Origin of the sequence: Bradyrhizobium sp. S3.3.6 (assembly GCF_040546905.1) — a bacterium.
Taxonomy (GTDB): domain Bacteria; phylum Pseudomonadota; class Alphaproteobacteria; order Rhizobiales; family Xanthobacteraceae; genus Bradyrhizobium; species Bradyrhizobium cytisi.
Window position 1 is genome coordinate 118,654 of the sequence record NZ_JBEPOT010000005.1, and the last position, 23,148, is coordinate 141,801.

22 protein-coding genes are annotated in these 23,148 nt (G+C 62.0%); 10 read left to right on the plus strand and 12 right to left on the minus strand.

The window, feature by feature from the left end:
- Positions 1-25 precede the first annotated feature (25 nt).
- The 3 genes from ABID59_RS17030 to ABID59_RS17040 are packed head-to-tail and all read left to right on the plus strand — an operon-like array spanning position 26 to position 4,736.
- Complete coding sequence (locus tag ABID59_RS17030; RefSeq protein WP_354084131.1) at positions 26-2,149, plus strand: ABC transporter permease; 2,124 nt, start codon at positions 26-28, stop codon at positions 2,147-2,149.
- On the plus strand, positions 2,146-3,243 hold the full coding sequence (locus tag ABID59_RS17035) for an SMP-30/gluconolactonase/LRE family protein (protein WP_354084132.1): 1,098 nt from the start codon (positions 2,146-2,148) through the stop codon (positions 3,241-3,243). Before ABID59_RS17030 ends, ABID59_RS17035 begins: the two co-directional genes overlap by 4 nt.
- Positions 3,240-4,736, plus strand: a complete 1,497-nt coding sequence (locus tag ABID59_RS17040; RefSeq protein WP_148749756.1) for a sugar ABC transporter ATP-binding protein — start codon at positions 3,240-3,242, stop codon at positions 4,734-4,736. Before ABID59_RS17035 ends, ABID59_RS17040 begins: the two co-directional genes overlap by 4 nt.
- 6 nt (positions 4,737-4,742) lie before the next feature.
- On the opposite strand, the gene ABID59_RS17045 is transcribed toward ABID59_RS17040, so the two are convergent.
- The 3 genes from ABID59_RS17045 to ABID59_RS17055 all read right to left on the minus strand — a co-directional run bounded on the left by ABID59_RS17045 (position 4,743) and on the right by ABID59_RS17055 (position 9,768).
- A complete protein-coding gene (locus tag ABID59_RS17045; protein WP_354035716.1) occupies positions 4,743-5,231 on the minus strand; it encodes a DUF2059 domain-containing protein in 489 nt (162 codons plus the stop codon).
- A gap of 12 nt (positions 5,232-5,243) precedes the next feature.
- Positions 5,244-6,446, minus strand: a complete 1,203-nt coding sequence (locus ABID59_RS17050; RefSeq protein WP_354084133.1) for an OpgC domain-containing protein — start codon at positions 6,444-6,446, stop codon at positions 5,244-5,246.
- A gap of 274 nt (positions 6,447-6,720) precedes the next feature.
- A complete protein-coding gene (locus ABID59_RS17055; RefSeq protein WP_354084134.1) occupies positions 6,721-9,768 on the minus strand; it encodes an ATP-binding protein in 3,048 nt (1,015 codons plus the stop codon).
- Positions 9,769-10,074: 306 nt separating this feature from the next.
- Here ABID59_RS17055 and ABID59_RS17060 point away from each other — a divergent pair, with 306 nt between their 5' ends.
- The 5 genes from ABID59_RS17060 to ABID59_RS17080 all read left to right on the plus strand — a co-directional run bounded on the left by ABID59_RS17060 (position 10,075) and on the right by ABID59_RS17080 (position 14,151).
- Positions 10,075-10,575 (plus strand): hypothetical protein, encoded by a 501-nt coding sequence (locus ABID59_RS17060; RefSeq protein ID WP_148749752.1) that lies wholly within the window; start codon positions 10,075-10,077, stop codon positions 10,573-10,575.
- Between the two features lie 38 nt (positions 10,576-10,613).
- A complete protein-coding gene (locus ABID59_RS17065; RefSeq protein WP_430640159.1) occupies positions 10,614-11,999 on the plus strand; it encodes an MATE family efflux transporter in 1,386 nt (461 codons plus the stop codon).
- Between the two features lie 126 nt (positions 12,000-12,125).
- Positions 12,126-12,335, plus strand: a complete 210-nt coding sequence (locus tag ABID59_RS17070; protein WP_148749751.1) for a hypothetical protein — start codon at positions 12,126-12,128, stop codon at positions 12,333-12,335.
- Positions 12,336-12,346: 11 nt separating this feature from the next.
- A complete protein-coding gene (locus ABID59_RS17075; protein WP_246229689.1) occupies positions 12,347-12,901 on the plus strand; it encodes a hypothetical protein in 555 nt (184 codons plus the stop codon).
- Positions 12,902-13,113: 212 nt separating this feature from the next.
- The gene (locus tag ABID59_RS17080; RefSeq protein ID WP_354084135.1) at positions 13,114-14,151 is read left to right on the plus strand and encodes a thermonuclease family protein; all 1,038 of its coding nucleotides are present in this window, start codon (positions 13,114-13,116) and stop codon (positions 14,149-14,151) included.
- 88 nt (positions 14,152-14,239) lie between these two features.
- Here ABID59_RS17080 and ABID59_RS17085 read toward each other — a convergent pair whose 3' ends face one another.
- Positions 14,240-14,803 (minus strand): nucleoside 2-deoxyribosyltransferase, encoded by a 564-nt coding sequence (locus ABID59_RS17085; RefSeq protein WP_148749749.1) that lies wholly within the window; start codon positions 14,801-14,803, stop codon positions 14,240-14,242.
- 126 nt (positions 14,804-14,929) lie between these two features.
- Here ABID59_RS17085 and ABID59_RS17090 point away from each other — a divergent pair, with 126 nt between their 5' ends.
- The gene (locus tag ABID59_RS17090) at positions 14,930-15,598 is read left to right on the plus strand and encodes a hypothetical protein (protein WP_354035705.1); all 669 of its coding nucleotides are present in this window, start codon (positions 14,930-14,932) and stop codon (positions 15,596-15,598) included.
- 149 nt (positions 15,599-15,747) lie between these two features.
- Here the strand turns inward: ABID59_RS17090 and ABID59_RS17095 are convergent, their stop codons facing one another.
- Positions 15,748-16,500, minus strand: coding sequence for an SDR family NAD(P)-dependent oxidoreductase (locus tag ABID59_RS17095; RefSeq protein WP_354035703.1), 753 nt, complete (start codon positions 16,498-16,500; stop codon positions 15,748-15,750).
- A gap of 94 nt (positions 16,501-16,594) precedes the next feature.
- On the opposite strand from ABID59_RS17095, the gene ABID59_RS17100 reads away from it, so the two are divergent.
- Positions 16,595-16,906 (plus strand): ArsR/SmtB family transcription factor, encoded by a 312-nt coding sequence (locus ABID59_RS17100; RefSeq protein WP_148749745.1) that lies wholly within the window; start codon positions 16,595-16,597, stop codon positions 16,904-16,906.
- Between the two features lie 216 nt (positions 16,907-17,122).
- Here the strand turns inward: ABID59_RS17100 and ABID59_RS17105 are convergent, their stop codons facing one another.
- The 7 genes from ABID59_RS17105 to ABID59_RS17135 all read right to left on the minus strand — a co-directional run bounded on the left by ABID59_RS17105 (position 17,123) and on the right by ABID59_RS17135 (position 23,098).
- Positions 17,123-18,271 carry a hypothetical protein gene (locus ABID59_RS17105; RefSeq protein WP_354035701.1) on the minus strand — a complete coding sequence of 383 codons (1,149 nt, stop codon included), beginning with the start codon at positions 18,269-18,271 and terminating at the stop codon, positions 17,123-17,125.
- 463 nt (positions 18,272-18,734) lie between these two features.
- Positions 18,735-18,956 carry a hypothetical protein gene (locus tag ABID59_RS17110; protein ID WP_354031652.1) on the minus strand — a complete coding sequence of 74 codons (222 nt, stop codon included), beginning with the start codon at positions 18,954-18,956 and terminating at the stop codon, positions 18,735-18,737.
- 187 nt (positions 18,957-19,143) lie between these two features.
- On the minus strand, positions 19,144-19,437 hold the full coding sequence (locus ABID59_RS17115; protein WP_148755051.1) for a GYD domain-containing protein: 294 nt from the start codon (positions 19,435-19,437) through the stop codon (positions 19,144-19,146).
- A 34-nt stretch (positions 19,438-19,471) separates the two neighbouring features.
- A complete protein-coding gene (locus ABID59_RS17120; protein ID WP_187435298.1) occupies positions 19,472-19,873 on the minus strand; it encodes a cytochrome C oxidase subunit IV family protein in 402 nt (133 codons plus the stop codon).
- A gap of 9 nt (positions 19,874-19,882) precedes the next feature.
- Positions 19,883-20,605, minus strand: a complete 723-nt coding sequence (locus ABID59_RS17125) for a heme-copper oxidase subunit III family protein (RefSeq protein ID WP_354084136.1) — start codon at positions 20,603-20,605, stop codon at positions 19,883-19,885.
- Between the two features lie 16 nt (positions 20,606-20,621).
- Positions 20,622-21,326 carry a cytochrome c oxidase subunit 3 gene (locus ABID59_RS17130; protein ID WP_148755049.1) on the minus strand — a complete coding sequence of 235 codons (705 nt, stop codon included), beginning with the start codon at positions 21,324-21,326 and terminating at the stop codon, positions 20,622-20,624.
- The gene (locus tag ABID59_RS17135; RefSeq protein WP_354084137.1) at positions 21,323-23,098 is read right to left on the minus strand and encodes a cbb3-type cytochrome c oxidase subunit I; all 1,776 of its coding nucleotides are present in this window, start codon (positions 23,096-23,098) and stop codon (positions 21,323-21,325) included. Before ABID59_RS17135 ends, ABID59_RS17130 begins: the two co-directional genes overlap by 4 nt.
- Positions 23,099-23,148: the final 50 nt, after the last annotated feature.

The following is a 23,148-nucleotide window of genomic DNA, read 5'->3' on the forward strand; positions in this document are numbered from 1 at the left end:
CCACCATTGTCCACGCCCCGCTGGAATGCCGATGCGCGACACCCTGACGAGCCTGCGTTACCGCTACTGGCCGGATCATCTGCTTGGTGAAATCCTGTCCAAGCGATGGACCGAGACAGCCATCCCGGTCATCCTTCTCCTGATCGTCGGCTTCGCGTTCAGCCGGTCCATCGACAACTTCCTGTCGCCGGCGAGCCTCGCCGACACCGCGCGCCAGGCCGGAGAGATCGGCTTTATCGCGCTTGGGCTTGCGCTGGTCGTCATCGTCGGCGGCATCGATCTTTCCGTCGGCTCGATCTTCGCATTGACCGATTTCTGCGCGCTCTATCTGCTCGACGTGCTGGGCTGGCCGGTTCCGGCGGTGGTGGTCGCGACGCTGCTCTGCGGCGCGACGCTCGGCGCCGTCAACGGAATTCTGGTCGGATACCTGCGGCTGCGCGCCTTCATCACCACGCTGATCACGCTGATCATCTACCGCTCGGCCTACGATCTCCTGATCCAGCGCTACTCCAACGCCATCGCCTCGGCCTTCCCCGACATCCCGTCCTGGGATTTCATCGGCGCCGGTTCTGTCTTCGGTATTCCGACCGTCGCGCTGGCCTATATCGTCATCGCCATCTTCGGCCACATCTTCATGACCCGGCTGCGGCCGGGCTGGCACATCACCGCGATCGGCGGCTCGCGTCGCTCGGCGTATAATTCAGGCATTCCCGTTCGCCGCACCATCGCGCTCTGCTACGTCGCAAGCGGTGTGCTGACCAGCATTGGCGCGCTGTTCTTCGCCTCCCGGCTCGGCACGGTCGGCGGTGACATCGGCGTCGGCCTGGAGGTGATCGTGCTAACCGCGACCGTGCTCGGCGGCATCACGCTCGGTGGCGGCAAGGGCTCAGTCGCCAAATCTGCGGTCGGGGTGCTGATCGTGCTCCTGATCACCAACGGTCTCACGACCATGAACGCGCGCGGCGGCGTCAACCGTATGGCGCTCGCCGGCATCCTGCTCGTAGCCGCGATGGTCGACATCCGCTGGCAGAAGAACCGGACCCGCATCATCAGCAAGGTCTATGTCGCGCCGACCTATCACGAACTGCCACCGCCGCCACCGACCGAAATCGGGCAAGGCGGACCATTCGAGCAGAACGACAAGCTGCGTAACGTCGAGGCGATCGGCCTCGGCCGCATCGAGGCGCCGGAAGACGTCATCCTCGATCGCCACGACAATCTCTATGCCGGCTCACGCCACGGCGACATCATGCGCTTCCTCGCGCCCGACTATCAGACAATGGAGGTGTTCGCCCATATCGGCGGCCAACCGCTCGGCATGGCCTTCGACCGCGAGGACAATCTCTATGTCTGCATCGGCGGCATGGGGCTCTATCGCATCAAGCCTGACGGCACCGTGGAAAAGGCGACCGACGAGACCAACCGCAGCATGCGCTCGGTCAACGACGATAGCCGCCTGCGGCTCGCCGACGACCTCGACATCACCGACGACGGCCTGATCTTCTTCTCGGAAGCGACAGTCCGTTACGAGATGGACGAATGGCCGATCGACGGCCTGGAAGCGCGCGGCAACGGCCGCATCATCTCCTACGACACCAAGACCGGCACGACACGCACCGAGCTGCGCGGCCTCAAATTCCCCAACGGCATCTGCGTTGCCAGCGACGGCCAGTCGATCCTGTTCGCCGAAACCTTCGGCTGCTCGATCAAGCGCTACTGGTTTGCAGGCTCCAGGAAGGGCGCGGTCGAGGTGGTCATGGACAATCTGCCGGGTTACCCCGACAACATCAACCTCGCCTCCGACGGCAATTATTGGCTGGCGCTGGTCGGCATGCGCAGCCCCTCGCTCGACCTCGCCTGGAAGATGCCGGGCTTCCGCCGCCGCATGGCCAAGCGCGTGCCGGTCGACGAATGGCTTTTCCCCAACATCAACACCGGCTGCGTGGTCAAGTTCAACGAGCAGGGCAAGATCGTCGAATCGTTCTGGGATCTGCACGGCGAGAACCACCCGATGATCACCTCGATGCGCGAGCATCGCGGCTATCTCTATCTCGGCGGTATCCTCAACAACAGGATCGGTCGCTACAAGCTCGACAACGCCGATCCGAACTTCGTCCAGTATGACAAGCGGTGGGGAAAGCAGTCGTGATCGCTGCCGTCAGAGACTTCGCCAACCGCTTTCTTGGGCGCGGCGAGGCCACCATCACAGTGCCGTCCTTAGACGGCGCATTGAAGCCGAACCAGAGGCTGGAATCGGCCGAGACCTTGCTGACATGCGAGGCGCCGGAAGATCTCGCCACCGACGGAAGCAACCTCTTCATCGCCGACGGCCAGCGGCTGATGTGCCTGAACGGCGGCACGGCATCGGAGGTGCGCAGTTTCGAGCAGCCGATATCGGCGCTCTGTGCACTTCCTGGCGGCGGCCTTGCCGTCGCACTCAAGGGACGCGAGGTGCGTGTGTACGCAAGCCCCTCGGCCGAGCAACCGAGCGTGACGTTCACCGATGCCGCGTTCAACGCCGTCAATGCGCTGGCGCTCGCGGACGACGACACGCTCATTGCAACGGACGGCTCGACGACATGCGGCATCGACGATTGGGCACGTGACCTGCTGGAGCTCAATCGGACCGGCCGCGTGTTCAAGCTCGATCCCGGCAGCAAGGCCGTGACACGATTGGCGCAGGGGTTCGGCTATGCCTTCGGCGCCTGCGCTCACGGCAACGCCATGCTGGTCAGCGAGAGCTGGCGCCATCGCCTCGTTCTCGTCTCGCCAGGCGCATCGCCAAAGGTCGTGCTCGCTCACCTCCCCGTCTATCCGTCGCGGCTGTCGAAGGCCTCGGGCGGCGGCTATTGGCTCACCGCCTTCACCGCACGGACCCAGCTCGTCGAGTTCGTGTTGCGCGAGCCCAGTTACCGGCGCCGCATGATGGCCGAGATCGATCCGGCCTATTGGGTTGCGCCGCGCCTGCGCTCCGGACGTTCATTCAAGGAGCCGATGCAAGGCGCGCACATCAAAACCATGGGCGTGATCAAGCCATGGGCGCCGCCGCGCTCCTATGGCCTCGTCATCCGTCTCGATGCGGACGGCCAGCCGCTCTACTCGCTGCATAGCAGGGTCGACGGCATCAACCACGGCATCGTCGCGGCCATCGAGATGGGCGACGATCTCGTCCTGATCGCCAAGGGGCCCGGCCGGGTCCTGCGACTGCCCCTTGCTGGCCTTGCCGAGGAGTTTCGCCCATGAGCGACATCGCACTCTCGCTGCGCAAGGCGACAAAACTCTACGCCGGCGTGCCGGCCATCGACGGGGTCGACTTCGAGCTCCGCCGCGGCGAGATCCACGCGCTGGTCGGCGAGAATGGCGCGGGCAAGTCAACCCTGACCAAGGTGATGGCGGGCGTGGTGATGCTGACCTCGGGGACCATGACGATCGACGGCGCCGATGTCGCACCGAAGACGCCGCTGGAGGCGCGCAATCTCGGCATCGCCATGGTGTTCCAGGAGAACAGCCTGGTGCCGACCATGACGGTCGCGCAGAATCTGTTTCTTGGGCAGGAGAAATTTTACAACCGCCTGCGCGGCATCTACATCGCCGCGCAGCAATTCCTGCAATCGCTCAATTTCGACGTCACGCCGACCGCGACCGTCGGCGGTCTTGGCGCGGCCAAGAAGCAGATGGTCGAGATCGCGCGCGCGGTCCTGCATCGCGCCAAGGTCATCATCTTCGACGAGCCGACCGCATCCCTGACGCCGGAGGAGAAGAAATACTTCTTCGACCTGGTCCGCGATCTCAAGAAGCGCGGCGTCTCGATCGTCTTCATCTCGCACGCCCTGGAAGAAGCGCTGCTGCTCGCCGACCGCATCACGGTGCTGCGCGACGGCAAGCATGTCGTGACCGACGATGTCGCCAAGTTCGACCGCGCGGCGATCGTGCAGGCCATGGTCGGACGCGACCTCTCCAACACGCTCTATGGCGCGCGGAAAAGCAGCGTGCGGCCGGCGGGCGCGCGCGTGCTCACGGTGCAGAATTTGAAGATGGCGCCGATGGTGAAGAACAACTCGCTATCGGTATTTGCGGGCCAGATCACCGGCGTGTTCGGCCTCGTCGGCGCGGGCCGCACCGAGACGTTCAAGATCGTCGCGGGCGTACTCAAGCGCGACTTCTTCCACGGCGGCGAGATCCTGCTGCACGACCAGCCGGTGCGCTACCGGGTGCCGGCGCCGGCGGTCAAGGCCGGCATCGCCTATGTCACCGAGGACCGAAAGGTCGAGGGCTTCTTCGAGACGTCCTCGATCGCGCGCAACATCTATCTCGGCCTGCTGTCGAAGTTTCCGCGAGGCCGCATGATGCTGTCGCGGCGGGAAAACGATGCGGTCGGTAAGACCTGGATCGAGAAGCTCAGGGTTCGCGCCATCGGCGACGACGGCAAGGTGGTCGAGCTGTCCGGCGGCAATCAGCAGAAGGTCGTGATCGCAAAATCGCTGGTGCAGGAGCCCGACCTGATCATCTTCGACGAGCCGACCCGCGGCGTCGACGTCGGCGCCATCGTCGAGATCCACGAGCTGATCAACAGGCTCGCCGACGAGGGCAAGGCGGTCGTGGTGATCTCATCCTATTTGCCCGAGATCATGGCGCTCTCCGACCGCATCCTGGTCTCGCGCCAGGGCAAGGTGGTGGAGGAGTTTTCGGCGCTTGAGGCGACCGAGGAGAAGATCATGTACGCGGCTATTCACTAACCGCGTCTACAATTTGTGTCCCTTCTGACGCAGCGCCTCGATCAGGCGCTGCTTCAACTCGTCGGCGGCCTTCTGGCTGACGTCCTGGCCGATCTGCGCACTCGCCTGCGCCAGCGCATCGGATTCCGCCAGCAGCTTTTGTCCGGCCGGCTGGGCGTAGAACGCCTCGATCTGGTGCAGCTCGTCCAGGGTGAAGCTTGCGGCATAGACGGCGGCGATCCGGTCGATCATCGAGGCGAGGAACGGGGCGTAGATCTCCGCGCCCGGCGCCGTCATCGCGTCATAGTCGCGCTCGATCTCCGGCCTGTCCTGCGCCACCACCGGCCGCAGCTTGAGCAGAAGCTGCGGCAGCAGCGCGCGATACTGATCTCCTATCTTCAGCGTGACCACGAGCTTGCGCGCCGCATTCATCGCCTCGGGCGACGGCGTGTCGGCCCATGCGCCGCCGGCGAGGAGCAGGAGAATGCCGGCGATCGTCAACCAACGTCTGGACATGGATCTCTCCACTCAGCGGCTCGCATTGGGGGCCGGTGCGATCTCGACGGCCGTCTCGGGCTCCTCAACGTCGGTCACTTTCACGAACAGGTTCGGCACCCGCTCGGCGCGATCGAGCAGCCAGGCGGCGCCGATCATGATGACGATGCCGAGGAGCGAGACCGCGAGCTGCTCCCAGACGCCCTTGGTGTATTGCGTCAGGATCCAGTGTGCGGAGAACGACAGGAAGACGCCGAGGCAGAAAATCGGCAGCGAATGCTGGCCGCAGAGAATGACGGGACGCAGCCACGCCGTGTGCAGCGCCTTCCATTTGCGCGAGACGAAATGCGTCACCCAGATCGCCAGCGCCAGGAAATGCGTGAAGCGCAGCATGTCGAGATCGGTCTTGTCGATCGGGTAGATCGCCTTGATCATCCATTTCGGAATCATGGCCTCGAGCGCGTGGACGTGCCAGGTCATCACGATCAGGAGGGCGAAGACGAGCCACGCCGCGGCCAGCGCCATCGCGGTCCTCGACCACACCCATTCGCCGATCTTGTCGATCTGGCCGATGCCGCACCAGGCGGCGAACACGAACATCAGCTGCCAGCAGAACGGATTGAAATACCAGGTCGTGCCGGGCGGATAGGAGGCGACGTTCCAGTCGAACCAGCGCGACAACACATAGAGCACCACGGACGCCGCAAGCGTCAGGCTCGGCCGGCGCACCAGGCACCAGACGATGAAGGGCGCGGCGAACACCAGCGTGATGTAGAGCGGCAGCACGTCGAGATTGACGGGCTTGTATTTCAAGAGGATCGCCTGCCCGATCAGCTCGTCCGGATGCGCCAGGAAATTGAAGACGTTGAACTCGTGCTCGTACATCGGATTGTCGAAGCGGCGGGCGGTGCGGGCGATCTGCGCCGTGAACAGCAGGAACAGCATGATGTGGGCGACATACATTTCCGCCGCCCGCCGCCACAGCCGCTTCAGCGCGGCGAGGAACCAGCCGCCGGCGACGATCGGCCCGTAGATCCAGCCGACAAGATAGCCGGAGATGAAGACGAAGAACTCGGCGGCGTCGCTGAAGCCGTAATTGCGCAAGGTCAGCCAGGCCACGACGTCGTGCGGGATGTGATCGAGGAAGATCATCCACAGGCCGATGCCGCGGAAGAGGTCGAGCCGCAAGTCGCGCTCGACCGGCGCCAACAGTGCTGACTGGTCCCGTATGATCATGGCCCCCGCCTCGTCCGGTGGGCGTCGCGCCGTCGCGGCGCCGATGAATTCGGATGCTAAAATAGATCAATCAAATCGTCACCTGACCCGGTGACCAGAACCCCGACGGTAGCCGACCTTGGCGTCCGCGCAAGGGCCTCTGTCATCACTCCCGCGGGCCACCTGCCACAAAGCTTGCGAAAACAACCCCATGCACAGTAGCTAAGTCATTGGATTGCCTACGAAACTTATCTGACCCGTCCGGCAAAACCCGCCTGCGTCGCGCGCCCCGGAATCAGGTCAGCCGATCGTCCTCGGCGAGCATGCCGTTCAGCATCGCCTCGGCCTTCAGCAGCAGCGGCATGGCGCCGCTTTGGGAGGCGATCGCGATCGCGGCGCGCAACGCTGCCAGGATGATGGTCCGGTTCTCCGCGCTCGACGGCGGCGTCACCACGGCCTCGCCGAGCAGGGCCTCGGCCTCGAGGCCGGAGAAGCCCTGCTGGCGCGCGGTGTTGCGCGCCTCGCGCAGCATGTTCTGGGCCGCCTGGACATCGCCGAGCCGGTTGGTCGCCAGCGCGAGGTAGATCGAGGAGCGCAGCACCGCCGAGGTATAGCCGACGCTGCGCGCCTCTTCGCGCGCCTCGGCCAGCATGCCGCGCGCCCGGTCGAACAGCCCCTGCTCCAGATAGGCGATGCCGAGATGGCAGGCGAGCACCGGCACGAACAGCCGGATGCCGTGTTTTTGCGCCAGCACAAAACCGCCTTCGAGAATGGACGCGGCCGCTGCCGGATCGCCCCGGCCAAGCATCAGCCAGCCGCCGCTATAGGCGGCGGCAACGCGGTCATAGGGGCGGCTGGTTTCCTCCGCGATCGCGTCGGCGTGTCGCTGAAGCCGTTCCGCGGCATCAATCTCGTCCATGACGGTGTGGTTGATGCTGCCCATCATGCAGCAAAGCAGCAACGCGTATTTCGCTGTCGTCCCGAAGGGCGCACTCGCCTCCGGCCCCATCAATTGGGCGCGGGCTCGTGCGAACAAACCGTCCGCCTCGCGATAGCGGCCGGCGAGGAAGTAAACCTGACCGAGACCGTATTGCGCGGCGTTGAGCCAGCCGGAGCTGTCCGAACGCTCTGCGAGGCTCACGACTTCCTCGTTGAGCCTGATCGCTTCGGCCGGCGTGCCATAGAAATTCTGCGCCGCCGCCATGACCGTCATGGCCGCCACCTTCCGCCCGATGTCGTTGATTGCATCGGCGCGACGCTCGGCTTCCTTGCCGAGGTTCAGCCATTCGGAAACATGGCCGGACCCGATGAACGCCGCGCGCGCTTCGATGCGGATGTCCACGGCCTTGGCTTCCCGCGCGGGATTTTCCGGGGTCATGTCCAGCGATCGCATCGCGGTCTCGAAATAGTCCGCGGCGTCGGTAAACGCGGACCGCGCCAGACATTTCTGCGCGGAGGCCAGGCCGTAGTGGAAAGCTTTGTCCCAATCCTTGGCCCGCGTGGCGTGATAGCAGAGCTTGTCGGAATCCTCAGCCCCGCTGCCTTCCAGTGCAGCCAGAATGCGGGCGTGGATGTCCTCGCGCACCTTGTCGACCATCGAATCGTAGGTGACCTGGCGAACCATCTCGTGGCGGAACTCCAGCGAATCCTCCAATTCGCTGTCGATCCGAACCAGCAGCTCGGTGCGATCTAGCGAGACGAGGCAGCCGCGCAGGGCATCTTCGGGCAGGATCGCAATCTTCCGCAGCGTGGCCTCGCTCGACCGCGCCCCCAGCGCCGCCGCGACCTGCAAGACGGACCGTTCCTGCTTCGACACGCGGTCGAGGCGTGCCGCGATCACGCCCTGAATGCTGGTGGGAATACCGAGCTCGTCGATCGGGCGCACCAGAGCGAGGTCGCCCCACTCGCCGCGCAAGGTGCCGCTGTCCTTCAGACCGCGGCAGACCTCCTCGATGAACAGGGGCACGTTGGCCGTATGGGAGATGATCCGGCTCTTCAGATCGGCGTTGGTCTCGGACGATCCGAGCATGTCGGACAGCATCTCCAGCCCCGAATCGTCGTCGAGCGGCCGCATCGCGACGATCTCGGCATGGCAGCGCGCGATCCAGACCGGCATGCCGTTCGGGCGGGAGGTGAGCAGCACCAGGAGATCGGGCACCGCCAGCGAGGCAATGGCGGCGACGACGACGTCGCTGGCCCGGTCGATCCAGTGCAGATCCTCCAAAAGCAGGATCGTCGGCTGGCGACCGGCCAGGCTCTGGATGACGGCGCAGCTCGCATCGGAGATCACGCGTCCGCGGGCGTGAGGCTCGAGCTCGTCCCATTGCGGGTTCGCGATCGCTACATCGAGCACCGCGTCGAGGGCACTCTGCTGGATCGCAGGCAAGTCCTTCAGGGGATCGCCGGGATTGCCGGGGTCCCTTGCGGCTGCGTCGATGGCCGACAGCAGGATTCGCTTGAGCGTGCTGAATGGAGCTCCCTGGAGATTCGGGCTGCACTCGGCGTCGATCAGCCGCCAGCCCTCTCCCCTGAGCTTCTGGGCGAACTCGTGCGCCAGCCGGGATTTGCCGATGCCGGCATCGCCGAGCAGCAGGACTGTCTGCCGGCTGGCCCTGGCCTGCCCGGCCGCGCGGTCCAGCAGGGCCCGCTCCGTGGTACGATCGACAAATCGGGAGACGCTGCGGGCGCGCCGGACCCGCCAGCTCGAGAGATCGCTGGCACTGACGATCCGGTAGACCGGCACGGGCTGGCTGAAGCCGCGCAGCGATTTGCCGCCGAGAGATTCGAACCGGACATGCCCGTCGGCGAGATTCTGGCAGGCTTCCGAAACGTAGATCTGGTTCGCCTCTGCCTCCTGCTCCAGCCGCGCGGCCAGATGCTGAGCGGCGCCGCCGATCTCGTAGACCTTGGAGAATTCGCTGGCGACCATGTAGGCAACGACGTGGCCGGAGTGCAGGCCGACCCGAACCTGAAGGGCGGGATCACCGAGGCTGGCGACGCGCCGGACCAGCTCGATCGCGGCATGGCACGCCAGCGGCGCATGGTTGTCGTCCGCGATCGGGGCACCGAACACCGCGGCAAGCCCGTCGCCCAGCTCCTTGCTGACGATGCCGCCGAACTGCCGGACCGCGCCGCGCATGGCGGCCAGCGCCGGCTCCAGGCGCGAGACCGCCGCCTCCGGATCCAATTCAGCAACAAGACCCGTGGAGTCGATGACGTCAGCACGAAGAATCGTGACGAACCGCCGTTCGCTGTCGGGATCCGACCGCCGGACGGCCGCGCCGCATTTGGGGCACCGGCTCCCGCCTGGGTCGATCGGCGACCGACATGCAGCGCAATGCATTCCCGTGCTCTCAAGTGATTCCAAAGGCACTGTCGATCGGGCCCCCGCGCGCGGATCGCGCCAAGATCGCTTATCGAACCTTGCTTAGCAACGCCTACTAGCAGGGCAGACGATCCATCCCCGGCGGAGTGCTGCCAAAGCGGTTGGTGATCTGGACGATTCACAGTCTCTGGTGGTAGCCTCGCGAATGTCGCGCGGAAAAAAGAGGCTGCGAATCGTGGGCTGCCAGGCTCTCGTCGCAGCCGGCAAGTTTCGCAGAGCGGCATATTCCCGGGGAAGCCAAGGGACTCATTGAGGGGCAAACATATGGGTATGCGAGTTTATACGGGCCGGCCATTTAAGGACCTGATGAATGCGAATTACTTTCCTTTGGAGAACATGAAGAAGAGCGTCAAAAAGCTCAAAGCGTCAGAAAACATTCACCTGCCGACCCTGGAATACGGCCAGTATCATTTGATCCTGGTCCCAAAGAGCAAATGGCCGCAAGGAAGCGCAAAGCACTGGCACAAGGAGAAGGGCCGCGCCCGCGTCGATCTCGCCAACCAGCCGAACACCACGCCGGTGTCCAAGGACGAGCCCAACGTCGTTCCGCTGACCCGCGTCGCGCTGCTCGATGCCTGCGTCCGCAAATGCTTCAATTCGGAGCCGCCGATTCCGATGAAGACCAACATCATCACGCACGAGGCGTCCGACCGCAACGCCGACCGGCACGAGATCAGGCTGGAGTGGGAGTACGAGGACAGCAGCAAGACGCCCACGCTGCTCAACCTGACGATGGTCTGTCCGCACAAGCCGGCGAAGGCCTGACCACCGGTCGGCGCCAACAGGTCGACAAGAAGGAAGGTCTGTTGTCGCCGCCCCCTCGCCCAGCTGCGAATCCCCTGCTCGATGGCCCGATCCTGCGCACGCTGCTCTCGCTCGCCTGGCCGAACGCGTTCGCGTTTTCGGCCGGCACCTTGGTTGCGATCGCGGAAACCTCCTACATTGGGAAACTCGGGATCGAAGCGCTGGCGGCAATGGCGCTGGTGTTTCCCTGCGTGATGCTGACCATGAGCATGTCCGGCGCGGCGATGGGCGGCGGCGTCTCGTCGGCCATTGCCCGCGCGCTCGGCGCCGGTGACCGCGACCGGGCAGAGAGCCTCGCCACGCACGCGCTCCTGATTGCGGTCTTCTTCGGCCTAGTTTTCATGCTTGGCATGCTGATCGGTGGCCGGCAACTGCTGGAGTTGCTCGGCGGCAGGGGTGACGTGCTGGCGCAGGCAGTCGCCTACAGCCAGGTGTACTTCGGCGGAGCCGTGCTCACTTGGCTGGTCAATATTCTGGCCGGCGTCCTACGCGGCACCGGCAACATGAAATTGCCATCGCTGATGATCGTCAATTCCGCGATCTTGCAGATCATCCTTGGCGGAACGCTGGGTCTTGGTCTCGGCCCGGTGCCGCAGTTCGGAATGCCGGGTGTTGCGACGGGATCGTTGATCGCTTATTCGGTCAATATCGCCGTGATGAGCTGGTATCTGTTCTCCGGCCGGGGCCGCATCGTTCCCCGGCTGCATGGGCTTCGCGTGGAGTGGGCGTTGTTTGCCGACATCCTCAAAGTCGGCGTGGTCGCCTGCTTCTCTCCGCTGCAAAATACACTGACGAACCTCATCTTCACGCATATGCTGGCGGTGTTCGGCACCACGGTCCTCGCGGCTTATGGTATCGGCGCACGCCTCGAATACGTGCTGGCGACCATCGCCTTCTCCGTCGCCGTTGGCGCGGTGCCCATGATCGGCCTGGCGATCGGGGCCGGGCGCATCGCGCGCGCCCGTCGTGTCGCCTGGACGACGGGCCTCGTGGCTCTCATCGCGATCGGCGCGCTCGCAAGCGCGATCGCGGCCGTCCCCGGTCCTTGGGTCAGCCTGTTCACGGATGATGCCGGAGCACGCGACGCGAGCCGCCAATATCTGACGATGGTGGCGCCGTTCTACGCCTTCAGCGGACTTGCCTCGGCCATGTATTTTTCCTCGCAGGGCGCCGGCAATGTGGTGGGGCCGGTGCTGGCACAGACGGCACGGCTCATCACCATCGTCGCCGGCGGCTGGTGGCTCGCGGCGCAGTCGGCAGCAGCCACGAGCTTCTTCGCGCTGAACGCAACGTCAATGATCGCGCTCGGCATTCTCTCCGGCGTCGCCGTTGCGCTCACGCGCTGGGGACCACGCAAGAAACCGGTGGTGTCCAGCGCAACCTAGGAAATCTCTTTTGGTTGCGTTCATTGACGACATTCGTTCCGAACGATGCGCTCGATACGTCGGGTCAAGCAGACCGGGAAGCAACGACGGCTGGAATCTACGAAGACCAGCGCGAAAAGGGCCCTGATGCACGGCAACTACGATCCTCTCGAGAACATGAAGAAGAACGGTGCTAGCCTCAAGGTCACGAACCAGATCGACATCGAGACGATTCTGGACAATTCACTCTCAGGTGGTATCGTTCCAACGCCGTGCGAAGCTGAGCTTCAAATCGTTGGCCGCCGGACACTCGTTCCCGTCGGCAAGTTTCGCGGGGCTAAACTAAAGACATATTGAGGGAAAAGGCGATGGGCTCAAGACCTTACACCACGGCTTCATTCAGAAACCTGATGAACAGCAATTACTACCCTCTGGCGAACATGAAAAAGAGTGTGGCCAAGCTCAAGGCATCGGCCCACATCGATCTGCCGACTCTGGAATACGGCCAGTACCACCTGATTCTGACGCCGGCCTCGAAGTGGCCGCAGGGCAGCGCGAAGTACTGGCACAAGGAGAAGGGGCGGGTGCGCGTCGATCTCGCGGCCCAGCCGAACACCACCCCGCTATCCAGGGACGAGCCCGATGTCGTTCCGCTGACCCGATGCGCGTTGCTCGATGCCTGCGTCCGGAAATGCTTCAATTCGGAGCCGCCGATTCCGATGAAGACCAACATCATCACGCACGAGGCGACCGACCCGGGCGCGAACACGCATGAGATCCGGCTGGAATGGGAGTACGAGGGAGACAGCAAGACGCCCACGCTGCTCCACCTGACGATGGTCTGTCCGTACAAGCCGGCGCACGATGCTCGAACTGACGATACTCGGTCTGTAGAAGCCGGCGAAAGGCTGAGCTTGGGCTAGATCGCAACTGCATCATCTGATCTGAATGGCGCTGGCCGGCACTTTGCCGGCTCGCGCTTTTTGTTGCGTAGGTTGGAAGCACAGCGAACCAGTCCTGGGCCGGTGTGTCTCCGCCCCTCCTCCCGTCATGGGCCTGTCGCATGAAGATGGTCCGCTCCGTCACATTGCGTGCGAGTCGCCTTGCGACCGCGGGCTCATGAGGAGGAGCGCCGATGCCGGTTGGATTGCTGGAGGTCGAAGGCACGATCGAAATCAGCCAGTTCTGGCCGGAGGGGCGGTCGGACGCCGACACCACGAAGGTCGTCGTGAACGTCGCCCCCGATGCCATCCGTTTCCGCAAGAACGATTCTTCGCCGTTCCATCCGACCCACGTCTTCGACAATGCCAAAGTCAAGGGCAGGACCGCGACGGCGCCGATCAAGAACGGCAAGCTCACCATCCGCCTGCAGGGCATCGACGCGCCCGAACTGCACTACCAGCCGTCCCCGCTCTCGCCCGCCGAGAAGAAGGGCCTGACCGACGCCAAGCGGAAGGCCTATCACGAGGTCACGCACCCCTACCGGCAGTTCCTCGGCGCGACCTCAAGCAAGGCGCTGCATGATTTCCTCAGCAACACCGGCGAGGCGACGCTCGCCTGCCGGGTGTTTACCCATGTCGATGCGCCGAACGAAGTGTTCGACACCTATGGAAGGCTGGTCGGCGACATCGAGGTGACGGTCGCGAACAAGGCGGTCGATATCAACCACTGGCTGGTCGAGCAGGGCTTTGCCTATCCGACGTTCTACTCCTCGATGAACGACGACGAGATCAGGGCCTTCCTCGCGCTCACCAAGATCGCGCGCACCAAGAAGCTGCCGGTCTGGAAGGCCCTCGCCAAGACCATTCCCGCCTTCGACTTCGACCTGCGCGAGCCGAAAAAGAACGAGACCGACGTGCTCGCGACGGATAAGGGCCCCGTGATCCTGCCAAAGCTCTACCGCCGCCAGACCAACTGGGCGGCGCGCAAGAAGGCGACGGTCACGAGCCAGAACTTCCAGAAATTTCTGGCCGAAGGATCCGGCGGCAAGCCGGACACCTGCTACGCAATCGACGACTTCCTGGCGAACGGGGTGCACTCGGCGACGCCGCGCAATTTTGCCGACTTCGTCGAGGGTGGGACGAAGATCAAGTTTCAGCCGGATGGGTTGGTGTTTGGCGAGGCGCCGTCGACGCTGGTGGGGGCGGACGGGAAGGTGATTGCGGGGTTTTGAGGGGGCTCGACTGCCTCCCAATCCCTCCGCAAATTTTTCTACGTCGCTATTGGCACACTAACGCCGTAGTTGTACTATGATTAGACTTCTATTTGAGAAGGGCTTCAGACGCCAGACGCACGCATCTCTCGAATCCCGAGAGATCGTCGAAGGGATTGGACGCTTTCACCGGATTCCGAACAATGGGAAAGCCGCCATGCTCGACCACGGACCATTCGATCATGAGATTGTCGGAGTTACCGAAATTCTCGACCGTCATGCCATGGGCATCCTGCAATGGACGCGTCTGTAGGCCGGTTGCGGCCGACGTCGACACGCGATGAGCATAGTCCGAGGCATCATTCGTGTAACCGAACACGCGCTTGCCGAGGCCGACCATCAGACCGAGTTCGAAGACAGTTCCAGCATCGGCACTCGGTCCTCGAAAGGGAGTCAGATTGAAGATGCCCAGATCAGCGTTCCGCATCATCGCTTCGTTCGCACGGTAGATGAGACGATCGACGCGCTGCCCACTCTCGCTCGTCGTAATTTCATTATCGAAAGGAAATAGACCCTCTAACCCGTATCTGGAGCATAGCAGCTTCTTTTGCCGGCCAATCTCGATGGCGTCGGGCAAGAAGACATCTGGACCGGCTAGATAGACTTTCGGCATGGAGAATCGATTCATCGAGCTGATTGACTGCAACGACGATACGCTTGGTTGCCTCGTCAAGAAACACAAAATTGAACACAGCACGAATCGGCCACCGCGCATCGCATCACCGAAATGGAGACCGGAATGACTGACGAAGCCGTAGCAGCGCAAGAGCGTAGCCGCCTGGTCGATCACTTCAAACGCGCTTATCAGATTATCGTCGGCGTTTCGATCACGGTCGCCTGCAGCAATCTGTTTCCTGGAAAATTCATCAGCTTTCCGCTGGACACCTCGTTCTGGCTGTTCGGCGCCTTCTTCGTGACGGCTGTCCCGATCTTTCACGGCGGAGATCGCTCGCTCGACATCAAATACCTGCATCGCCGACCGGCGGGATTTTGGGGACACGCCGCCTACGTGTGGGACATCTACATGTTGCTCATTACGGCGATCTTTTTCGTCAAAATAGCTCAGTCGGTGCCCATTCCGCACGACGTTAAGCCGCCGAATCCGACCGCTCAAACATCCCCGGACAATTTCTATCTGTGGATGGGATCAATGCTTGTGTTCGATGTCTGCGTGCTGATTTTCGATGGAATCAAGAGTCACTCTCTGGGACTGGGCGGCGCCAAGCTGAGCGCGTATGTGACGTGGACCGTGATAAACTTGGGGCTAGGCCTCATCTGCCTCGGCGCTGCCCTGTGTCCTCTCGCCACCGGCCTGTCCGAGGGAGCGCTCGCGGCTGCAGTGTTCGCCTTTGCGCTAATACGCACCACGGTGGACTACATTCAGGGCCGGGAATTCCTGTTTCCTTGATCCTGCGGGACACCAGGACGCACTGTTGGCACCAGTTAGCAGTCGCACCAGACAAAATGGCCCGCGCGAAGCGGGCCATTTTCTCATCGGAAGCTGTGACGTCCGAACCTGGCCTTCAGCGACGTCGGACCGCCAAAGCACCTTGCGCGTCAGCGAAGGCCGCCGGTGACGTGAAGGGTCTCGCCCGTGACGTAGGACGCGTCGTCCGAAGCGAAGAAGGCCACCGCGGCGGCGATCTCCTCAACCTTGCCGATGCGGCCAAGCGGCGTGGTGGATTCGATCCAGTTGCGCATGTCGCCCTCGTGCAGGCCGGCGGAGACCACGCCTTCGGTGGCGATCATGCCCGGATTGACGGCGTTGACGCGGATCTTGCGCGGCGCAAGTTCCTTGGCCAGCACGGACGAGATCGCATCCACCGAGGCCTTGGTCGCCGTGTAAACGGCCGTATTCGCCGGCGCGATCGTCGACGCGCCCGAACTGATGTTGATGATACTTCCGCCATTGGCGTTGAAATGCCTGGCCGCTTCAGCCGAGACCAGCAGCAGGCCGAGCACATTGAGGTCGAATTGCTTGTGGAAATGCTCAGGCGTGATGGCCTCGAGCGGGGCGAATTCGTAAATGCCCGCGTTGTTGACGAGGATGTCGATCGCACCGAACGCCTTCACCGTCTCCGCGACCACGCTTTTCACGGCGTTGGCGTCGGCCAAATTGCCCTGGACGGCGACGGCTTTACCACCCTTGGCGGCGATGGCGGCAACCACGCGGTCGGCGCCCTGTTTGCTGGCGCTGTAATTGACAGCGACCGCGGCCCCCTCCGCCGCGAGCCGGGCGGCGATTTCGGCACCGATGCCTTTGGATGCGCCGGTCACGAGCGCAACTTTTCCTTCAAGTCTCTTGGTCATCGCAGTTCTCCTCGATCCGGCCGTCAGCCGACATTCAATAGTTCAATACTAGTGAACTATTGAATGAGTTCAAGGGAGGCGCTATATTTTAGGCATGGCGCAGTTCGTTCACCCATCGCGGGACGAGATTACCTTGGCCGGGGTGCTTGGAGCCCTCGCGGATCCGATGCGGCTGCGCATCGTCAAAAGCCTTGCGGCGCAAAACGATTGCATGTCGTGCACCGAGGCGGCGCCTTGCCCTGACATGGCGAAGTCGACGCTGTCGCACCATTTCCGGATCCTGCGGGAGGCTGGCCTGATCCGGACCTCGAAGCAAGGCGTCCAGCACCGCAACGTTTTGCGCGAAGAGGACATCAATGCGCGGTTTCCCAAACTGCTCAAAATGATCTTGAGCTTTCCGGACTGAGGACATTCGCTCACGTCAGCAGATTTGCGGGAGAGCGTCGCTGACGTTTCCACGCGGCTCGATTGCGGTGGCAGATTACGGCGCACCTAATCCGGCACGAGAGTTAAGTGCACTGTCACCGAAATTTGACGGCGTATTGAGTGCACTGTCACCGTAACCACGGTAACTCCGAGAACGCCAGTTTCCCTAGCGCAGCCTACGATCATCGCAAATAGGCTACTGCGGATTGTCTAGCGGGACCATTTTGGGCGTCAACCACCAGAGCAGGAACAGCAATGCGGCGCCGTGAGAGAGCAGCGCCGTTGATAGTGGCACGTTTATGATTTGCTGAACCACAATGCCGGAAGAGAGAAGAACGAACCGCGCCGGCAGATGCGACGCCATCGCGCTCCCGAATGCGAGGATAGCGCCGGATGCTAGTACGGTGAGGGGCGCCCATTCCGTGCCGACCGATGCAATCCCTTCGGTTGATAGGAGAGAGGCATTGAAGTTTCCGAGTTCGTACGCCCTTGCAAGCTCGACGCCGAGCTGCGGATCGTAGGGGCAGCCGATGAGAGACCGGACAAAGCCGATCTGACAAAAATGCGTCGGAGCGTGGCTGTAGAAGAAGGCGTTGTAGACCTCCATTGAGATCGAGGTGACGCCGAACATCCGGAAATTGATCAGCCCGAAGACGCGATAAACTCCGTGGTGCAGGCCCGATTCGACCGCTAGGCTTGCCAGACCGACAACGAGCGGCAGAAGGACTGAAAGTATGACCGCGTTCTCTGGCTTTGAAAATCGCTGAAGTGCTAGCAAAAACAGCAACCAGAACGGCGCGAAGGCTGCAAATTTGGAAAGGGTTGCCGGATAGAACGCCGCCATCAGGACGAGTGCTGCGATTGATGGTAAAGCCCGGCGGCGCTCTACAAAGCAAGCGAATGCGAACGGCAGAAGGGTCGATTGCACAATCCCGTTTGCGTACCTGAGCGGCATTGGGAAATCGATGCTATCGCGGAACTGATAGATATCCGCCAAGCCAACTAGATGAAAGTTATAACGTAGCGCGGCCCCAACCGTGACGGCTCCAATCACAAGGAGCGCATAGGGAAGAAGCTCTGTGAACGACGGGCGAAGCTGAAAGCGAGCCAAGCGCAGGCGGCTCGATGTCACCAACACAACAAGAAGAGCGGCGCCGGACAAGAAGGCGGAAACAAGTGCTGCCTGGTGGTCGTATGGTAGCCTTGAGAATGGGTTAATCCATAGATACCCGACGACGATGCAAAGGAAATAGATCGAACACACGTAGCCGAACGAGAACGGTGCACGTCGCAGGATATAAGTGGCAAAGACTGCGAAAGACGGCGCTGCGATGAAAGCCAGCAAGCTGGCCTTAGGCGAGACCTCAATACCCGGAATAGGTTGGTGGAAATATCCGAATGTGGCGCCTACGCAGTAAAGGGATATGCATGTCGCAACGGCGGTCGCGACGAGGAGCGTCGCCCGCATTAGCTATCATCATTGGGCGGGAGGTATCGATCCAAAAAGACCCTTAACAGCAGAAGAAGGGCGCCCCCCACAATGAGAATTCCAACAATCGTCCAAAGCGCGGTGTGCATAGAGAGATTTTACACCCACGGCCGCAAATAGCGCAATAGATAGCAACGATAGGGTAACAGCCGAGAACTTCTGGTTACGGGGTTACGGGGGGTTACGGTGACAGTGCATTTAATCCGGAAAAAATATTAAGTGCACTGTCACCGTAATTGCACGAGGGCCGTGCATGTGCGAGCAATGGACTTCCGGCGTGCACCGTACGGGATTTGTGGCGTTGACCGCGATGGCGTGCTCATCCACCCGGTTCCGGCGGCCTCTCTCGTCGAAGGACGTCCTCGGCGAAGGCATGTGAGGGATGACGGGTGTCGCCACGCCGGTTTTGCGGGCGTACGTACATGATGACCGCTTCCGGAAACTCTGCCTTCACCTTCAGCGCGGCGGCGAGCGCGTCCTGTGCATCCAGGACGACATGGTCTGCCTTTCCTTCCAGCTTGAGCCCAACAGTAAATTGCATCCACAAACCTCCACGCCTTGAACCTCCACGCCTTACGCCGTTGCGGCGTCCTTCCGAAGCTCTTCCGGCCGGCACGGTCCCGGGCCAGAGCTTTTTCCGTTCCGATAGAATCGTAACGGAAGCTCTAGTTTTTTGTTTTGACGCGTTTTCTTCACGCGAACCGGTATCCACTTCGCTGGAAAACGCTCTAGCCCAGCGAGTTGATGATTTCCCGATAGGCGGCTTCGGGAAACGCCTTCAGCGTGCGCGTCCGGACGTTCCCCTGCATCCCCAGCTGCAGGCTGAAACGCGCCGCGACGGCGTCGTCCGGGGCTTCCAGGATGACGACCATGTCATAGTCACCCATGGTCAGGTAGAAGGATTTGATCTCGCCGCTCATATCCTTGAGAGCTTTCTTCGCAGCGTCCAGACGGCGTGGCGAGTCCTTCGCCTTCAGGATGCCTTGCTCGGTCCAATTTGCAAGCATGACGTAGGTGGTCATGGCCGTCCTCCTTCTGGCACGAAAGCAATGGTAGCTACGCCGTTGGGGCGAAAAACAAGACCCGGAGCAGATGCGTGTAGTCGGCTTCGAACACCATGATCGCCACGAAGACCAGCACCAGCACCGGCGGCAGCAGGATCGCGTAGGCCAAGGCCAGCCGCTCCCAGGCCATGTGCATGAAGACCGCAACGATCAGGCCAGCCTTCAACACCATGAACAGCAGGATCAGCGACCACCGGAGATGGCCATGAAGGCCGAAATAGTCGACGAGATAGGAGCAGGTGCTGAGAACGAACAACCATCCCCAGACTACGAGGTAAAGCTTGATCGGATGCTGCTGGCCCTTTGTCTGCGTGGTTCCTGATGCAAGTGCGTCATGCACGTGAGCTTGCAGCGTGTGTTGCTGCGCTTCCAGATGTACCGCGACGTTTGTCATGCTGCGACCTCACCAGAGATAAAAAAGCGCAAAGATGAACACCCACACCAGATCGACGAAGTGCCAGTACAGGCCGGTGATCTCGACGATCTCGTAATGCCCCTTCCGGCTCGTGAAAAAGCCGCGCCTCTCGACATCGAAGTCCCCGCGCCAGACCTTTCGCGCAATGGCGATCAGGAAGATCACGCCGATCGTTACGTGGGTGCCGTGGAAGCCGGTGATCATGAAAAAGCTCGATCCAAACTGCTCCGCACCCCACGGGTTGCCCCAGGGCCGCACGCCCTCCCTGATCAGCTTGGTCCATTCGAACGCCTGCATCCCGACGAAGGTTGCGCCGAATGCCGCTGTGGCCAGCATCAAGGCTGCCGTTTTCACGCGATCGCGGCGGTAACCGAAATTGACCGCCATCGCCATCGTCCCGCTGCTGCTGATCAGGATGAAGGTCATGATCGCGATCAGGATGAGCGGGATTTTCTTGTCCCCGATCGTGAGGGCGAAGACCTCGCCGGGATTGGGCCACGGCACGGTCGTGGTCATTCGCGTCGTCATGTACGACAGCAGGAAACAACTGAAGATGAAGGTGTCGCTGAGCAGGAAGATCCACATCATGGCCTTCCCCCAGGAGACGTTCTTGAAGGCGCGCTGATCCGAGGACCAATCGGCGGCGATGCCTCGCCAACCTGCAGGCCGCGCCGGCGGTTCTACATTGTTGATCAGCGCCGTTTCTGCCATCTGGTCTTTGCCTTCCCTAGCTCAGCAACTGGCGACAGATGTCGACGAAATTGTCTGTCCAGCCCGTCAGCAAGCCGAGCAGGACCAGCCAGACCACCAGCAGGAAGTGCCAGTAGATCGTGCAGAGTTCCACGCTCAGGCGAATTTGGCTCGCCTCGGCGCCACGTAATACCTTGGCAGTCGTTCTGCCGAGGGCCACCAGGCCGCCCATCAGATGCAGCCCGTGCACCGCGGTGATCAGGTAGAAGAACGAATTGGCTGGATTGGACGCGAGGAAGTACCCGGCGGCACTCAGCTGGCGCCACGCCAGCAGTTGCCCGACAAGGAATGTAATGGCGAACGCTCCACCGGCACACAGGCCGACGCTTGTGACGTCGATGTCGTCGCGGCGCGCGGCCATATACGCCCATTGCAGTGCCACACTGCTCAAGACCAGGACGCCGGTGTTGAACCACAACAGTACCGGCACCGGCAGCGTACGCCAGTCCACCAGGTTCATCCGCATCGAGTAAGCGCTGATGAAGAGCGCGAACAACGAGCCGACGACCGCAAGAAACACGCCCAATCCGATCTTCGCCGGCGGCAGGGACGAGGTGCTCTGCTCGCGAAGATCGACGATCAGCCCTTCCTCCAGCCAGGGCTTGGCTGTCAGCCGTTGTTGCGAGAGCCACCATCCCGCAATTGCGGCTATTCCGGCCATAAACAGGATGATGGCGCTCATGCGTGGGATCCTCGCGCCGACAATCCGGCCGGCGGTTCATTCTGCGCCACGAAATCCCTGGCGGCGCCGGGGACGCTGTAATCGTAGGCCCAGCGATAGACGATCGGGAGCTCCTTGCCCCAGTTGCCGTGCCCCGGCGGGGTTTCCGGCGTTTGCCATTCCAGCGACGCGGCGCCCCAGGGATTGCCGCCCGCCTCTTTTCCTTTGAGCAGGCTCCAGATCAGGTTGAACAGGAACACGAGCTGGGCGAAGCCGACGATCAGGGCCGCTACGCTCATGAACGCATTGAGGTCATGGGCGGATGCCGGAACGAAGGCCGTTTCGCCGATGTCATGATAGCGGCGGGGCATGCCCAACAGGCCAAGATAGTGCATGGGGAAGAAAATCGCATAGGCGCCGAGGAACGAGACCCAGAAGTGGAATCGTCCGAGCACCTCATTGAGCATTCGTCCGGTGACCTTCGGGTACCAATGATAGATTCCGCCGAACACGGCCATGATCGGCGCAATGCCCATCACCATGTGAAAGTGGGCGACAACGAACATCGTGTCCGACAAGGGAACGTCTACGACCACGTTGCCGAGAAACAGGCCGGTCAGGCCGCCGTTAACGAAGGTGATGATGAAGGCCAGCGCGAACAGCATCGGGATGGTGAGATGAATGTCGCCGCGCCAAAGGGTCAGCACCCAATTGTAAACCTTGATCGCGGTCGGGATCGCGATGATGAGCGTCGTGGTGGCGAAGAAGAACCCGAAATACGGGTGCATCCCGCTCACATACATGTGGTGCGCCCACACGACGAAGCTGAGGGCGCCGATTGCCACGATCGCCCAGACCATCATGCGATAGCCGAAGATGTTCTTCCGGGCATGGACGCTGATCAGATCGGAAATGATGCCGAAGGCCGGCAACGCCACGATGTAGACTTCAGGATGCCCGAAGAACCAGAACAGATGCTGGAACAGGATCGGGCTGCCACCGCCATATTTCGTCAGCGTGCCCATTTCGACCAGCGTGGGCATGAAGAAGCTGGTTCCCAGCAGGCGATCGAGCAGCAACATCACCGAGGCGACGAACAGCGCCGGGAAGGCCAGCAGCGCCATGACGGTGGCCGTGAAGATGCCCCATACCGTCAAGGGCAAACGCATCAACGTCATGCCGCGCGTGCGCGCCTGCAGCACCGTCACCACGTAATTCAGCCCACCCATGGTGAAGCCGATGATGAACAGGATCAGGGAGGCCAGCATGAGAACAATGCCCCAGTCCTGCCCCGGAGTGCCGGAGAGAATCGCCTGCGGCGGGTACAGCGTCCAGCCGGCGCCGGTGGGCCCGCCGGGCACGAAAAAGGTCGAGACCAGCACCATGACCGCGAGCAGGTAGACCCAGTAGCTCAGCATGTTCACATAGGGGAACACCATGTCCCGCGCGCCGACCATCAGCGGGATGAGGTAGTTACCGAAGCCGCCGAGGAACAGCGCGGTGAGAAGATAGATCACCATGATCATGCCGTGCATGGTGATGAACTGGAGATACTGGTTCGGATCGATGAACGAAAACGTGCCGGGGAATCCGAGTTGCAGCCGCATCAGCCATGACAGCACCAGCGCAACCATTCCAATGGACATCGCCGTGATCGAGTACTGGATGGCGATGATCTTGGCATCCTGCGAAAAGACGTACCTCGTCCACCAGCTTCTCGGATGATAGAGCTCGACCTCGCCCACTTCGGCGGGCGGGACGCCTGCGACTGTGTCAAACGGGACATCGACCATCGGAATTCCCTCCTTGGTCTCTCTCTTCAGCGAAGAGTTCGCCCTCTGCT

Excerpts from the sequence above, each read along its gene's own strand:
- ABID59_RS17030 (WP_354084131.1), top strand. The coding sequence starts at position 26 with ATGCCGATGCGCGACACCCTGACGAGCCTGCGTTACCGCTACTGGCCG.
- ABID59_RS17040 (WP_148749756.1), top strand. The coding sequence starts at position 3,240 with ATGAGCGACATCGCACTCTCGCTGCGCAAGGCGACAAAACTCTACGCC.
- ABID59_RS17045 (WP_354035716.1), bottom strand. The coding sequence starts at position 5,231 with ATGTCCAGACGTTGGTTGACGATCGCCGGCATTCTCCTGCTCCTCGCC.
- ABID59_RS17050 (WP_354084133.1), bottom strand. The coding sequence starts at position 6,446 with ATGATCATACGGGACCAGTCAGCACTGTTGGCGCCGGTCGAGCGCGAC.
- ABID59_RS17055 (WP_354084134.1), bottom strand. The coding sequence starts at position 9,768 with ATGCATTGCGCTGCATGTCGGTCGCCGATCGACCCAGGCGGGAGCCGG.
- ABID59_RS17060 (WP_148749752.1), top strand. The coding sequence starts at position 10,075 with ATGGGTATGCGAGTTTATACGGGCCGGCCATTTAAGGACCTGATGAAT.
- ABID59_RS17070 (WP_148749751.1), top strand. The coding sequence starts at position 12,126 with ATGCACGGCAACTACGATCCTCTCGAGAACATGAAGAAGAACGGTGCT.
- ABID59_RS17075 (WP_246229689.1), top strand. The coding sequence starts at position 12,347 with ATGGGCTCAAGACCTTACACCACGGCTTCATTCAGAAACCTGATGAAC.
- ABID59_RS17080 (WP_354084135.1), top strand. The coding sequence starts at position 13,114 with ATGCCGGTTGGATTGCTGGAGGTCGAAGGCACGATCGAAATCAGCCAG.
- ABID59_RS17085 (WP_148749749.1), bottom strand. The coding sequence starts at position 14,803 with ATGCCGAAAGTCTATCTAGCCGGTCCAGATGTCTTCTTGCCCGACGCC.
- ABID59_RS17090 (WP_354035705.1), top strand. The coding sequence starts at position 14,930 with ATGACTGACGAAGCCGTAGCAGCGCAAGAGCGTAGCCGCCTGGTCGAT.
- ABID59_RS17095 (WP_354035703.1), bottom strand. The coding sequence starts at position 16,500 with ATGACCAAGAGACTTGAAGGAAAAGTTGCGCTCGTGACCGGCGCATCC.
- ABID59_RS17100 (WP_148749745.1), top strand. The coding sequence starts at position 16,595 with ATGGCGCAGTTCGTTCACCCATCGCGGGACGAGATTACCTTGGCCGGG.
- ABID59_RS17110 (WP_354031652.1), bottom strand. The coding sequence starts at position 18,956 with ATGCAATTTACTGTTGGGCTCAAGCTGGAAGGAAAGGCAGACCATGTC.
- ABID59_RS17115 (WP_148755051.1), bottom strand. The coding sequence starts at position 19,437 with ATGACCACCTACGTCATGCTTGCAAATTGGACCGAGCAAGGCATCCTG.
- ABID59_RS17120 (WP_187435298.1), bottom strand. The coding sequence starts at position 19,873 with ATGACAAACGTCGCGGTACATCTGGAAGCGCAGCAACACACGCTGCAA.
- ABID59_RS17125 (WP_354084136.1), bottom strand. The coding sequence starts at position 20,605 with ATGGCAGAAACGGCGCTGATCAACAATGTAGAACCGCCGGCGCGGCCT.
- ABID59_RS17130 (WP_148755049.1), bottom strand. The coding sequence starts at position 21,326 with ATGAGCGCCATCATCCTGTTTATGGCCGGAATAGCCGCAATTGCGGGA.
- ABID59_RS17135 (WP_354084137.1), bottom strand. The coding sequence starts at position 23,098 with ATGGTCGATGTCCCGTTTGACACAGTCGCAGGCGTCCCGCCCGCCGAA.